At 62.1% G+C, this 14,331-nt stretch carries 10 protein-coding genes; 7 read left to right on the forward strand and 3 right to left on the reverse strand.

What is annotated here, in order from left to right; genetic code table 11:
• Positions 1–145 precede the first annotated feature (145 nt).
• On the reverse strand, positions 146–964 hold the full coding sequence (gene tcdA, locus QWI20_RS04555) for a tRNA cyclic N6-threonylcarbamoyladenosine(37) synthase TcdA (protein ID WP_369304391.1): 819 nt from the start codon (positions 962–964) through the stop codon (positions 146–148).
• 232 nt (positions 965–1,196) lie between these two features.
• Between tcdA and QWI20_RS04560 the strand changes: the two genes are divergently transcribed.
• The 7 genes from QWI20_RS04560 to QWI20_RS04590 all read left to right on the forward strand — a co-directional run bounded on the left by QWI20_RS04560 (position 1,197) and on the right by QWI20_RS04590 (position 10,057).
• Positions 1,197–3,785, forward strand: coding sequence for a glycosyltransferase family 2 protein (locus QWI20_RS04560; protein ID WP_346630073.1), 2,589 nt, complete (start codon positions 1,197–1,199; stop codon positions 3,783–3,785).
• Between the two features lie 102 nt (positions 3,786–3,887).
• Positions 3,888–5,039, forward strand: coding sequence for a succinyl-diaminopimelate desuccinylase (gene dapE / locus QWI20_RS04565; RefSeq protein WP_369304392.1), 1,152 nt, complete (start codon positions 3,888–3,890; stop codon positions 5,037–5,039).
• A complete protein-coding gene (locus tag QWI20_RS04570) occupies positions 5,039–5,848 on the forward strand; it encodes a putative RNA methyltransferase (RefSeq protein WP_369304393.1) in 810 nt (269 codons plus the stop codon). Before dapE ends, QWI20_RS04570 begins: the two co-directional genes overlap by 1 nt.
• Before the next feature lie 65 nt (positions 5,849–5,913).
• Entirely contained in the window at positions 5,914–6,291 is a 378-nt protein-coding gene (locus QWI20_RS04575; RefSeq protein ID WP_369304394.1) for a hypothetical protein, read from the forward strand.
• Positions 6,292–6,388: 97 nt separating this feature from the next.
• Complete coding sequence (gene plsB, locus QWI20_RS04580) at positions 6,389–8,881, forward strand: glycerol-3-phosphate 1-O-acyltransferase PlsB (RefSeq protein ID WP_369304395.1); 2,493 nt, start codon at positions 6,389–6,391, stop codon at positions 8,879–8,881.
• 48 nt (positions 8,882–8,929) lie between these two features.
• Positions 8,930–9,328 carry a YbaY family lipoprotein gene (locus QWI20_RS04585; RefSeq protein WP_369304396.1) on the forward strand — a complete coding sequence of 133 codons (399 nt, stop codon included), beginning with the start codon at positions 8,930–8,932 and terminating at the stop codon, positions 9,326–9,328.
• Positions 9,329–9,367: 39 nt separating this feature from the next.
• The gene (locus tag QWI20_RS04590; RefSeq protein WP_369304397.1) at positions 9,368–10,057 is read left to right on the forward strand and encodes a DUF4197 domain-containing protein; all 690 of its coding nucleotides are present in this window, start codon (positions 9,368–9,370) and stop codon (positions 10,055–10,057) included.
• Between the two features lie 24 nt (positions 10,058–10,081).
• Here the strand turns inward: QWI20_RS04590 and QWI20_RS04595 are convergent, their stop codons facing one another.
• Complete coding sequence (locus tag QWI20_RS04595) at positions 10,082–13,162, reverse strand: efflux RND transporter permease subunit (protein WP_369304398.1); 3,081 nt, start codon at positions 13,160–13,162, stop codon at positions 10,082–10,084.
• 4 nt (positions 13,163–13,166) lie between these two features.
• Entirely contained in the window at positions 13,167–14,279 is a 1,113-nt protein-coding gene (locus QWI20_RS04600; RefSeq protein WP_369304399.1) for an efflux RND transporter periplasmic adaptor subunit, read from the reverse strand.
• Positions 14,280–14,331 lie beyond the last annotated feature (52 nt).

Genomic DNA, 14,331 nt, shown 5'->3' on the forward strand with positions numbered 1-14,331 from the left:
GAAAGGATCTTTCAACCACTGGATATTTAGCGGATGTACCGGCCTCTTCGCGAGCAAGCTCGCTCCCACAGGTCATTCATTTGCAGGACTACCGGCGGCGGTTCACGAAGAAGGCGTCAGCGAGATTGCTCCCACGCCTCGACCTTCAAGCCGTTGGCTGCGGCTTGGCCCGCTCTGACGGGCGTCGTACGCCGGCGACGATTTTGTCCACGGCCTTGGTCGCGGCGACCATCCCGAATGTGGCCGTGACCATCATCACCGCGCCGAAACCACCCGCGCAGTCCAGCTTTACGCCATCGCCGACGAAGCTTTTCTGGAGACAAATGCTGCCGTCCGGCTTGGGGTAGCGCAGTTGCTCGGTGGAAAACACGCACGGCACGCTGTAATGGCGGGTGACCGTGCGGGAAAAGCCGTAGTCGCGGCGCAGGGTCGAGCGCACCTTTGACGCCAGCGGATCGTTGAACGTGCGGTTGAGGTCGCAGACCTGAATGAGGGTCGGGTCGATCTGCCCGCCTGCGCCGCCGGTGGTGATGATCTGGATCTTGCGGCGTTTGCACCAGGCGATCAGCGCGGCCTTGGCGTTGACGCTGTCGATGCAATCGAGCACGCAGTCCATGTCCGGCGTGATGTATTCGGCCATGGTTTCGCGGGTGACGAAGTCGGCGACGGCATGGACGACGCAATCAGGATTGATCTCACGCAGACGGTCGGCCATGACGTCGACCTTGGCGCGGCCAACGGTGCTGGTCAAAGCGTGCAACTGGCGGTTGCTGTTGCTGACGCACACGTCGTCCAGATCAAACAGGGAAATCTCGCCCACGCCACAGCGCGCCATCGCTTCCGCCGCCCAGGAACCCACACCGCCGATGCCGACCACTGCCACGTGGGCCGCGCGCAGGCGTTCCAGGCCCTCGATGCCGTACAGGCGGGCGACGCCAGCGAAACGCGGATCTTCTGTGCTCATGACCAATACCCCAAAAAACCGGCGCGCATTATAGGCCCTGAAGGCGATTCGCAAAGCGCTGAGTGGCAGTCGTTTGGTCTGAAAGTCGCCCCGTTCCCCACAAGCCACCCACGAACACGCCAAGCCCTACAGGCATGGCCGAACAGAACTTCAACACGTGTCGGTTGCCAAAGTTCTGGCCCGCTGTACCCTGTCACTCCTCCCCGTTCCCCTCTTGGAACCTGAAGCATCTATGTCATCGCGTAAATTTGGACTCAACCTCGTTGTCGTCGTGGCGATTGCTGCGCTGTTTACCGGCTTCTGGGCGCTGATCAACCGCCCCGTCACCGCGCCCAACTGGCCTGAGCAGATCTCCGGCTTTTCCTATTCGCCTTTCCGGCTGGGCCAGAATCCACAAAAAGATCTCTACCCGTCCGACGAAGAAATGCGTCAGGACCTGGAGCTGATGAGCAAGCAGACGGACAACATCCGTATCTACTCGGTGGACGGCACGCTCAAGGACATCCCCAAGCTGGCGGAGGAGTTCGGCCTGCGGGTGACCCTCGGTATCTGGATCAGCCCGGACCTGGAGCGCAACGAGCGCGAAATCACCACGGCGATCGAGCTGGCGAACACCACGCGCAGTGTGGTTCGCGTGGTGGTCGGCAACGAAGCGCTGTACCGCGAAGAAATCAAACCCAAAGACTTGATGGCCGCCCTCGACCGCGTACGCGCCGCCGTCAAAGTCCCGGTGACCACGTCCGAGCAGTGGCATATCTGGGAGAAGTACCCGGAACTGGCCAAACACGTTGACCTGATCGCCGCGCACATCCTGCCGTACTGGGAATACATCCCGATGGATAAAGCCGGGCAGTACGTGCTCGACCGCGCCCGCGAACTGAAACGCATGTTCCCGAAAAAACCGCTGCTGCTCTCTGAGGTCGGCTGGCCGAGCAATGGCCACATGCGCGGCGGTGCGGACGCCACCCAGGCGGATCAGGCGGTTTACCTGCGCACGCTGGTCAACAAGCTCAACCGTCAAGGCTTCAACTACTTCGTGATCGAGGCCTTCGATCAGCCGTGGAAAGCCAGCGACGAAGGCTCGGTTGGTGCCTATTGGGGCGTGTACAACGCCGCCCGCCAGCAGAAATTCAATTTCGAAGGACCGGTCGTGGCGATCCCGCAGTGGCGCGTGCTGGCAATCGGCTCTGCAGTGTTAGCGATGCTGGCCCTCGCCTTGCTGCTGATTGACGGTTCGGCGCTGCGTCAGCGTGGCCGCACATTCCTGACCTTTATCGCCTTCCTCTGCGGCTCGGTTCTGGTCTGGATCGGATACGACTACAGCCAGCAATACAGCACCTGGTTCAGTCTGCTCGTAGGATTTTTACTGGCGCTGGGCGCGTTCGGCGTGTTCATTGTGCTGCTGACCGAGGCCCACGAACTGGCCGAAGCGGTGTGGACGCACAAGCGCCGCCGCGAATTCCTGCCCGTTGAAGGGGATTCGGCCTACAGACCAAAAGTGTCAATTCACGTGCCCTGCTACAACGAGCCGCCGGAGATGGTCAAACAGACCCTCAACGCACTGGCCGCGCTGGATTACCCGGATTTCGAAGTGTTGCTGATCGACAACAACACCAAGGACCCCGCCGTGTGGGAACCGGTCAAGGCCCACTGCGAAATGCTCGGTCCGCGCTTCAAGTTTTTCCACGTCGCACCGCTGGCCGGGTTCAAGGGCGGCGCCCTGAATTACCTCATCCCGCATACTGCGCCGGACGCCGAAGTGATTGCGGTAATCGACTCGGATTACTGCGTCGACCGCAACTGGCTCAAGCACATGGTCCCGCATTTCGCCGATCCGAAAATCGCTGTGGTGCAATCACCGCAGGACTACCGGGATCAGCACGAAAGTGCGTTCAAGAAGCTCTGCTACTCGGAATACAAAGGCTTCTTCTACATCGGCATGGTCACCCGCAATGACCGCGACGCGATTATTCAGCACGGCACCATGACCATGACCCGTCGCTCGGTTCTGGAAGAACTGGGCTGGGCGGACTGGTGCATCTGCGAAGACGCCGAGCTGGGCCTGCGCGTGTTCGAAAAAGGCTATTCAGCCGCGTACGCCCACAACAGCTTCGGCAAGGGCCTGATGCCCGACACCTTCATCGACTTCAAGAAGCAGCGCTTCCGCTGGGCCTATGGCGCGATTCAGATCATCAAGCGTCACGCCGCCAGCCTGCTGCGTGGCAAGGACACTGAACTCACCCGCGGCCAGCGTTATCACTTCCTCGCCGGCTGGCTGCCGTGGGTGGCCGATGGCATGAACATCTTCTTCACGGTCGGCGCGTTGCTCTGGTCGTCGGCGATGATCATCGTGCCCAACCGTGTTGACCCGCCGCTGCTGATTTTCGCGATTCCGCCGCTGGCGCTGTTCTTCTTCAAGGTCGGCAAGATCATCTTTCTGTACCGTCGCGCCGTGGGCGTGAACCTCACGGACGCGTTCTATGCGGCGCTTGCGGGACTGGCGTTGTCCCACACCATCGCCAAAGCGGTGCTGTACGGGTTCTTCACCACCAGCATTCCGTTCTTCCGCACCCCGAAAAACGCCGAAAGCCATGGCTTGCTGGTGGCGATTTCCGAGGCGCGCGAAGAGCTGTTCATCATGCTGATGCTGTGGGGCGCCGCGTTGGGCATCTGTCTGGTGCAGGGTCTGCCGAGCAACGACATGCGCTTCTGGGTCATCATGCTGCTGGTGCAATCGCTGCCGTATCTGGCGGCGCTGGTCATGGCGTTTCTGTCGTCACTGCCGAAACCAAAACCGGCAGACGAACCCGCTACCGCCTGAAACAATGGGGCGCTGTACTAAACGGCGGCCTTCGGGTCGCCGTTTTGCTTTAAGCTATTCGCCGGTTTATGCCTTGCCTTCACTCAATATCTCGGACCTTTCATGACAGCCCCAGCCGACCTCTCGCCCACGCTGCAACTCGCCTGCGACCTGATCCGTCGCCCATCCGTCACGCCACTGGACGCCGACTGCCAGGCCGTGATGATGAAACGCCTGAGCGATGCCGGTTTTGCCCTGGAGCCGATGCGCATTCAGGACGTGGACAACTTCTGGGCCACCCATGGCAGTCAGGACGGTCCCGTTTTGTGCTTCGCCGGTCACACCGATGTGGTGCCGACCGGCCCGGTTCAGGCCTGGCAGAATGATCCGTTCAGCGCGCTGATCGACGAAGACGGCATGCTCTGCGGCCGTGGCGCGGCGGACATGAAAGGCAGCCTGGCGTCCATGATTGTCGCCACCGAGCGTTTCGTCGCCGATCACCCGGACCACAAGGGCAAGATCGCCTACCTGATCACCAGCGATGAAGAAGGCCCGGCCCATCACGGCACCAAAGCGGTGGTCGAGCGTCTGGCGGCGCGTAATGAACGTCTGGACTGGTGCATCGTTGGCGAACCGTCGAGCACAACGCTGGTAGGCGATGTCGTCAAGAACGGCCGTCGCGGCTCACTGGGCGCAACCCTCACCGTCAAAGGCATTCAGGGCCACGTTGCCTACCCGCATCTGGCGAAGAACCCTATTCATCTGGCAGCACCTGCGCTGGCTGAACTGGCCACCGAGCACTGGGACTACGGCAATGATTTCTTCCCGCCGACCAGCTTCCAGATTTCCAACCTGAATTCCGGCACCGGCGCCACCAACGTGATCCCCGGGGATCTGGTGGCTGTGTTCAATTTCCGTTTCTCCACCGAATCCACCGTCGAAGGCCTCAAGCAACGCGTGGCCGATATTCTCGACAAACACGACCTGGACTGGCACGTGGAATGGGCGCTGTCCGGCCTGCCGTTCCTCACCGAACCGGGCGCATTGCTGGACGCGGTGTCGGCGAGCATCAAACACGTCACCGGCCGCGACACCCGTGCGTCGACCAGCGGCGGTACGTCGGACGGTCGCTTCATCGCCACCCTCGGCACCCAGGTGGTCGAACTGGGGCCGGTCAATGCGACGATCCATCAGGTCAACGAACGCATTCTCGCCAGCGATCTCGACGTGCTGACCGAGATCTACTACCAGACCCTGGTCAAGTTGCTCGCCTGATGCTGACCTGCCCGATCTGCTCCGCACCGCTGGATTCAGCGGATAACGGCGTCGTGTGCCCGGCCGGCCACCGCTTCGACCGCGCCCGTCAGGGGTATCTGAATCTGCTGCCCGTGCAGCACAAGAACAGCCGCGACCCTGGCGACAATCAGGCAATGGTCGAGGCGCGGCGCGACTTCCTCAACGCCGGGCATTACGCCCCAGTCGCCAAGCGTCTCGCCGAACTGGCTGCCGAGCGTGCTCCCGCGTACTGGCTCGATATCGGGTGCGGCGAGGGCTATTACACCGCCCAGATTGCCCAGGGTCTGCCCGACGCAGACGGCTACGCGCTGGACATCTCCCGCGAAGCGGTGAAGCGCGCCTGCAAGCGTGATCCGAACATCACTTGGTTGATTGCCAGCATGGCGCGCGTGCCACTGCCGGATGCGAGCATGCAGTTCATCGCCAGCGTGTTCAGCCCGCTGGACTGGGCCGAGGCCAAGCGTCTGCTGTCGCCGGGCGGCGGCCTGATGCGTGTAGGACCGACCAATGACCACCTGATGGAATTGCGTCAGCGCCTGTACGACGAAGTCCGCGACTACAGCGATGACAAGCACCTGGCGCTGGTGCCCGAAGGCATGAGCCTGCAGCACAGCGAAACCCTGCGCTTTACGCTGACGCTGGTGGACGGCCAGGCCCGTGCCAATCTGCTGGCCATGACACCCCACGGCTGGCGCGCCAGTGCCGAACGTCGTGCGAACGTGATCGGGCAGGCCGAGCCGTTCGAGGTCACGGTGTCCATGCGCTACGATTATTTCGTCCTGAGCTGACGGCTCGAAACACCCGAACAGACTGAATCCGCGAGTGGATTTTCCAGAACAACCAAGAGGCATCCATGCGCCAACCCGATATCGAGATTTACCTGAAAGACGCTGACGTTGATCACAAGGCGATCACTGCCTGGCTGACCGCGGCCATCGGCCCTTGCACCGAATGGAAGCAAAAGGGCCAGACCTGGAAATGCCAGGCGGGCGACGTGCCGGTGACCTGGATTCCCAAAGCCGTCGGCAAGTGGAACAGCCTGTGCCTGGACAGCGACAAAACCCCGTGGGAAGACGATATCGCCTGCGCCCGCGCCGCCTTCGCCGCGTTGAACGTTGAAGTGCGTTGCGCGCCGGGGACGTGGGTCGAGGAAGAGAGCGACGCCGAAGCCGATCAATGGATTCGCATCAGCGTTGATGGTGAAGAAGAAATCACCTGGCATACGTCCTGAGACGTCATCCCGTCGGGCGCCCGCGCCGCTTTGCCCATCCCCACCAGATGCGGCAAACTGGCGGCCTCGCGGGCGTCGCCCCTCTCAGCAGAACTCTATGACCCGTTCCCCGTTTCGCCGTCTTGTATTCGGCACCGTGCGCCGCCTGCTTTACCTGTGGGTGCGCTCGGAAACCATCAACCAGTCGTCCTTCACCCTCAATCTCGACCGCAGCCGCCCGGTGTTCTATGCGCTGCAAAACCCTTCGATGAGCGATCTCGCGGTCCTCGACACCGAATGCCGCAAGGCCGGTCTGCCGCGCCCGGTGTTGTCCGTGGCCGTTGGCAACCTGACCGAGCCGGCTGCGTTTTTCTACCTGACCCCCGAGCCTGACTGGCTGGGGCGCCACGACAAACGCGGCGCACCGCCGACCCTTGAACGTCTGGTCAGCGCGGTCACGCAAAACGCTACGGAAGACGCGCAAATCATTCCGGTCAGCGTGTTCTGGGGTCAGTCCCCGGACAAGGAAGACAGCCCGTGGAAACTGCTGTTTGCCGACAGCTGGGCGGTGACCGGGCGTCTGCGTCGTCTGGTGACCATTCTGATCCTGGGCCGCAAGACCCGCGTGCAGTTCTCGGCGCCGGTTCATCTGCGTGAGCTGGTCGATCAGAACAAGGGGTACGAGCGAACGGTGCGCATGGCTCAACGCCTGCTGCGTGTGCATTTCCGCAACCTGAAAACGTCGGTGATCGGCCCGGACCTTTCGCACCGTCGCCATCTGGTCAAAGGGCTGGTGGCGGATCCGCTGGTCAGGCAGGCCATTCTCGACGAGGCCGCCCGGGAGAAAATCACCGAAGCCAAGGCCCGGGAAAAAGCCCTGCATTACGGCAACGAGATCGCCTCGGACTACACATACACCGCCATCCGTTTCCTGGAAGTGGTGCTGAGCTGGTTCTGGAACAAGATTTACGACGGCATCAAGGTCAGTCACCTGGAGGGCGTGCAGAACGTCGCCCAGGGCAACGAGATCATTTATGTGCCGTGCCACCGCAGTCACATCGACTACCTGCTGTTGTCGTACCTGTTGTTTCGCAACGGCCTGACTCCCCCGCACATCGCCGCTGGCATCAACCTCAATATGCCGGTCATCGGCGGCCTGTTGCGGCGCGGAGGCGCGTTTTTCATGCGCCGCACGTTCAAGGGCAATCCGCTGTACACCGCGGTGTTCAACGAATACCTGCACACCCTGTTCACCAAAGGTTTCCCGGTCGAGTACTTCGTCGAAGGCGGACGTTCGCGCACCGGGCGCATGTTGCAGCCCAAAACCGGGATGCTGGCGATCACCTTGCGCAGTTTCCTGCGCAATTCGCGCATGCCCATCGTGTTTGTGCCGGTGTACATCGGCTACGAACGCGTGCTGGAAGGCCGGACTTACCTGGGTGAGCTGCGCGGTGCGGCGAAAAAGAAAGAGTCGATCTTCGACATCTTCAAAGTCATCGGCGCGCTGAAGCAGCGCTTCGGCCAGGTCTCGGTCAACTTCGGTGAGCCGATCAAGCTGACCGAGTTTCTCGACCACGAGCAGCCGGACTGGCGCACTCAGGAACTGGGCCCGGTGTTCAAACCGGACTGGCTCCACGAGACCACCCACCGTCTGGGCGAGCGCGTCGCCCGCCACCTGAACGAAGCCGCAGCGATCAACCCTGTAAATCTGGTGGCGCTGGCGTTGCTGTCGACGGCGAAACACGCTCTGGACGATCAAGCCCTGGCGCGGGTGCTGGATCTGTACCTGACGCTGTTGCGCACCGTTCCTTACTCGCCCCATACGACGCTGCCCGACGGCGATGGCCGCGCGCTGATCGAGCACGTCAAGGGCATGAATCTGCTCTCGGAACTCAGCGATGCGCTGGGCAAGATTCTGTACCTGGACGAGCAAAATGCCGTCCTGATGACTTACTACCGCAACAACGTGCTGCACATTTTCGCGCTGCCCTCGTTGCTGGCGTGCTTCTTCCAGAGCTCGTCGCGCATGAGCCGCGAGCAAATTCTGCGGTATACGCGGGCGCTGTATCCGTACCTGCAATCGGAGCTGTTCATCCGCTGGTCGCTGGACGATCTGGATGAGGTCATCGATCAGTGGCTGGCAGCGTTTGTTGAACAGGGGCTGCTGCGATTCGAGAACGGCGTGTACCTGCGCCCGGCGCCAAGCTCGCGGGCCTTTGTGCTGCTGACGGTGTTGTCGCGGGCGATTGCCCAGACCCTGCAGCGTTTCTACATGGCGATTTCCCTGCTGCTCAACAGCGGTCAGCACACACTCACCGCCGAAGAGCTTGAAGAGTTGTGCACGACGATGGCCCAGCGGCTGTCGATCCTGCACGGCCTGAATGCGCCGGAGTTTTTCGACAAGAGCCTGTTTCGGCATTTCATTCAGACCCTGCTGGATCAGGGTGTCCTGCGCACCGACGCCGCCGGCAAATTGAGCTATCACGATATGTTGGGGGATCTGGCGGAAGGCGCCGCCAAGCGCGTATTGCCAGCGGAAATCAGGCTGTCGATTCGCCAGGTGGCGTTGCACCGCAGTGATGAAGTCGTCGGGGCCGCGCCGATCGCCTAAACGACGACGCACGCCCTACCTAACGTTTCACCTGACAAGGACAATCACATGAAACACATCCTGCTCACCCTCATGACCACCCTGCTGGCCGCTTGCGCCCATGCGCCGGACAACCTGCCGGGCTCGGTGGACGGCGAGGTGTTTTACCTGCAGCGCATGGCGCTTCCACCGACGGCTACGCTGAAGGTCACGCTCCAGGACGTATCGCTGGCGGACGCACCCGCGCAGATCCTCGCCAGCCAGAACGGTCCGATCAAAGGCCAGGTGCCGCTGCCGTTTCACCTGACCTACGATCAGAAACAGGTCCAGCCGGGGCGCACTTACTCGGTCAGCGCGCGCATCGAGGTGGACGGCAAGCTGCTGATGATCAGCACCGAGCGCTACACGGTAGACCTGACGCTGGACGAAAAACCGCCCGTCAAAATTCGTTTGAGCCCCGCCCGTTAATCAGGCGTGGATCACAGACCTCTGAAAAGGACATTACCCATGTTGCGTCGTACTCTCTCGTTCACCGGCGTGTGTGCCGGCCTGCTGCTGTCGGCCAGTGCCTTCGCGCTGTCGCTCAATGATCTGTCGCAATCGGACGCCACCGGCGGGCTGAAAGATGCCCTGACCCAAGGCGCGCAAGTCGCCGTCAAGCAACTGGGCGTACCGGGTGGGTTCAGCAATAACAAGGACGTGCGCATCGAGCTGCCCGGCAACCTGGGCAAAGTCGCCAAGAAGATGAAGCAGTTCGGCATGGGCGCGCAGGTCGATCAATTGGAAACCAGCATGAACCAGGCGGCGGAAGCGGCGATGCCCCAGGCGCAGACATTGCTGGTCGATGCCGTGAAAAAGATGAGTGTGTCGGATGCCAAGGCTATCCTCAGCGGCGGCAAGGACTCGGCCACTCAGTACCTGAGCACTTCCAGCCGCGAACAGATCCGCGCCAAGTTCCTGCCCATCGTCAAACAGGCCACTGACAAAGTCGGCCTGGCGCAGAAATACAACGCCTTCGCCGGTCAGGCCGCGACGCTGGGCGTGCTGGACGCGAAGAGCTCGAACATCGAAGGCTACGTCACCGAGAAGGCGTTGAACGGCCTGTTCGAGATGATCGCCAAACAGGAAGAAAGCATCCGCGCCAACCCGGCAGCGGCGGCGACCGGTCTGGCGAAGAAGGTGTTCGGCGCGCTGTAACGCACGCCGTAGCGGGTCAAGCCATTAACCCTCGACCCGCTCATCCTTGTTCACCCTGAACCACGCCGCATACAGCGCCGGCAGAAACAGCAGGGTGAGCGCGGTGGCGACAATCAGGCCGCCCATGATGGCGACGGCCATGGGGCCGAAAAACACGCTGCGTGACAGCGGGATCATCGCCAGCACCGCCGCCAGCGCGGTGAGCACGATGGGCCTGAAGCGCCGCACCGTCGCCTCGATGATCGCCTGCCAGCGACCCAGACCCGCCGCGATGTCCTGCTCGATCTGGTCAACCAGAATCACCGAGTTACGCATGATCATCCCCGACAGCGCGATGGTGCCCAGCATCGCCACGAAGCCGAACGGCTGATTGAACAGCAGCAGAAACAGCGTCACACCGATCAGCCCCAGCGGCGCCGTGAGAAACACCATGAACGTACGGGAGAAACTGCGCAGCTGGATCATCAGCAAGGTCAGCACCACCACGATGAACAGCGGCACCCCAGCGTTCACCGAGTTCTGCCCGCGGGCCGAGTCCTCCACCGTGCCGCCCACTTCCAGCAAGTACCCGTCGGGCAACTGCGCGCGCACGTCTTCCAGCGTCGGCAGAATCTGTTTCACCAGCGTCGCCGGTTGCTCCTTGCCGTAAATATCGGCGCGCACCGTCACGTTCGGCAAGCGGTTGCGGTGCCAGATGATGCCCTCCTCAAAACCGTATTCCAGCGTCGCCACCTGGGACAAGGCGACGTTGCCGCCATTGTTGGTGGGCACTGACAAGCTGGCTAGGCTGCCCAGCTCATGGCGTTCCTGCTCCGTACCGCGCAGCAGGATTTCGATCAACTCGTCGTCCTCGCGGTACTGGCTTACGCTCGACCCGGTCAGCTGACTTTGCAGAAAACGCGACAGGTCCGCCGTGGTCACGCCCAGCGCCCTGGCCCGGTCCTGATCGACGTTGAGATAAACGACTTTGCTTGGCTCTTCCCAGTCCAGATGCACGTTGACCACATGGGGATTTTCCCTGACCTTCGCCGCCACCTTGCGGGCCAGCGCACGCACCTCGTCGATGTGCTCGCCGGTGACGCGGAACTGCACCGGATAGCCCACGGGCGGGCCGTTTTCCAGGCGGGTGACGCGAGGTCGCAGCATCGGAAACTGCTCATCGAGGGTCTGGATCAGCCAGGTGCGCAGTGCTTCGCGGTCTTCAATGGTTTTCGCCAGCACGACGAACTGGGCAAAGCTTGCCGCGGGCAGTTGCTGATCCAGCGGCAGGTAAAACCTTGGCGAACCGGTGCCGACATAGGCCACGTAATTCTCAACGCCGGCGTGTTCCTTGATCATCGCTTCCAGCCGTATGACCTGCTCGGCGGTGCTGCTGAGCGAGGCACCTTCGGCGAGCTTCAGGTCAACCATCAGCTCCAGTCGACCGGACGCCGGGAAAAACTGCTGCGGCACAAAGCGGAACATGAAAATCGACAGGACGAACAGCGCAATCGTCAGCACGATAACCGTCTTGCGGCGCCGCACGCACCAACCCACCAGCCCGCGAACACGTCGGTAGAACGGCGTGCCGTAAGGGTCAGGAGCGTGTGCCCCGGCGCCATGTTTGGCCGCATGGATCTTCGCCAGATCCGGCAACAGCCGTGCGCCCAGATACGGCACGAACACCACGGCGGCAATCCATGAGGCGATCAGCGCGATGGTCACCACCTGAAAGATCGAGCGGGTGTACTCCCCGGTACTCGACTGCGCGGTGGCGATGGGCAGGAAACCTGCTGCGGTGATCAGCGTGCCGGTAAGCATCGGGAACGCCGTGCTGGTCCAGGCGAAGCTGGCGGCCTTTAGCCGGTCGTAACCTAGCTCCATTTTGATGGCCATCATTTCCACGGCGATGATTGCGTCGTCCACCAACAAGCCCAACGCCAGCACCAACGCGCCGAGGGAAATCTTGTGCAGGCCGATGCCGAGGTAATACATGCAGGCGAAGGTCATCGCCAGCACCAGTGGAATCGTCAGCGCCACCACCATTCCGGTGCGCACGCCGAGAGAGAAAAAGCTCACCAGCAGCACGATGCCCAACGCCTCGGCGAGCACCTGAACGAATTCGCCGACGCTGGTTTTCACCGCCGCAGGCTGGTCCGAGACTTTGCGCAGCTGCATGCCGGCCGGAAGGTTGTTCTGCAAACGGGCGAACTCGCCCTCCAGTGCACGGCCCAGCACCAGAATGTCACCGCCGTCTTTCATGGCGACGGCGAGCCCGATGGCATCCTGACCCATGAAGCGCATCTGCGGCGCGGGCGGGTCGTTGAAGCCACGGCGCACATCGGCCAGATCACTGATGCGGAATGTGCGGTCACCCACGCGGATCGGGAAGCTGCGGATCTCGTCGACGGTCTGAAAACGCCCGGTTACACGCAGTTGAACGCGCTCGCTGGGCGTCTCGAAAAAGCTCGCCGCCACCACCGCGTTCTGGGCTTCCAGTGCCTGCTGCACCGATTGCATCGGCAGGCCGAGGGTGGCGAGTTTGACGTTGGAGAGTTCGATCCAGATCTTCTCGTCCTGCAGACCGAGCAGCTCGACCTTGCCGACGTCCTTGACCCTCTGCAGCTGGATCTGGATGCGGTCGGCGTAATCCTTGAGCACCGCGTAGTCGAAACCCTCCCCCGTGAGCGCATAAATATTGCCGAATGTGGTGCCGAATTCGTCGTTGAAGAACGGGCCCTGCACACCGGTCGGAAGGTTCTGACGGATGTCGCTGATCTTCTTGCGGATCTGATACCAGAGTTCCGGCAGTCGGGCGGAGACCAGCGAGTCCCTCGCGACAAACGTGACCTGGGATTCACCGGGGCGCGAGAACGAGACAATGCGCTCGTAATCGCCGGTTTCCATCAGCTTCTTCTCGATGCGGTCGGTGACTTGCCGCGACACCTCTCCGGCACTCGCGCCCGGCCAGAGGGTGCGAATGACCATGGCTTTGAAGGTGAAGGGCGGATCCTCACTCTGCCCCAGTTTGGTGTAGGAAAGCGCGCCGACTGCGGCCAGCAGAATCATGAGATACAGGACCATCTGCCGATTACGCAGCGCCCATTCGGACAGATTGAAACGCATCCCGCTACTCCTTCGCCGCCAGCTTGACCGCCCGATTACTACGGTCGACCGGGCGCACCTGCTCGCCTTCGTGCAGCACGTGCACGCCCGCTGCGACGACCCAGTCGCTGGCCTGCAAGCCGCTGAGCACCGGCACGGTTTCCTGCCCGTAAGCGCCGACCTGCACCGGCGTGCGTTTCAGGGTGGAGTCGCTTTGCAGACGCCAGACGTAGGTCACGCCGTTTTCGGCTGTCAGCGCCGACAGCGGCACGGACAACGGCACGGCGTGTTCGGACTGGATGTACACCCGGGCGCTCAGGCCCAGTTCTGCCGGGACTTTCCCGCCGGCGAAGGCAATGCGTGCGGCAAAGGTGCGCGAACGCGGATCGGCAGCCGGCGACAGCTCGCGGATACGCCCCGGGAAACGCTGCTCGCGCTGGGTCCAGAGTTCGACGGAAACAGGGTCGCCGATCTTGAAGCGGCCGTAATTCTGCTCCGGGAGGCTGATTGAAACTTCACGCTCGCCGTCGGCGGCCAGGGTGAAGACGGTTTGTCCGGCAGCTACCACTTGACCGACTTCCACCAGTCGTCTGGCGATGACACCCTCCTGCGACGCACGAAGCACGGCGTAGCCGGTCTGATTGTCAGCGACGGTCGATTCAGCCTTGAGCTGTCTAAGCCGGGCGTCTGCGGCGCGGTAGGTGTTTTCTGCGTTGTCGTACAGCGACTTGCTGACCATCTGCCGGTCCATCAGCGTTTTGTAGCGGTCGCGCTCGGAGCGGACCGTCTGCAGGTTGGCTTCAGCGGCTGCAACTTGCGCGCGGGTGGCGTCCTGTTGCAGGCGCACGTCCTGGGCGTCGAGTTCGGCCAGCGGCTGGTTGGCCTTGACCCGCTCGCCCTCCTCGACCAGGCGCTTACTGACCTTGCCGGGAATGCGGAAGGCGAGTTCCGGCTCGAAACGGGCACGCACTTCGCCCGGATAGCTGTCAATGGACTGGGTAGCTGGATGCGGTTGCACCACCATGGCAGGACGCACTGCGGCGGTCACCGGCGCCTCCTGACGACAACCGGCAAGTGCAGCGATCAAGCCGACCGGCAGCGCAAGAAGCTGGGCACGAAGCAGGGCGTCGCGGAGCATGATGAGGCACCTTGGCAGGAGAGCTTTGAATAATTGTACCGGCGAGTATATT

The organism is Pseudomonas sp. W2-17 (genome assembly GCF_041060445.1).
Lineage (GTDB): Bacteria > Pseudomonadota > Gammaproteobacteria > Pseudomonadales > Pseudomonadaceae > Aquipseudomonas.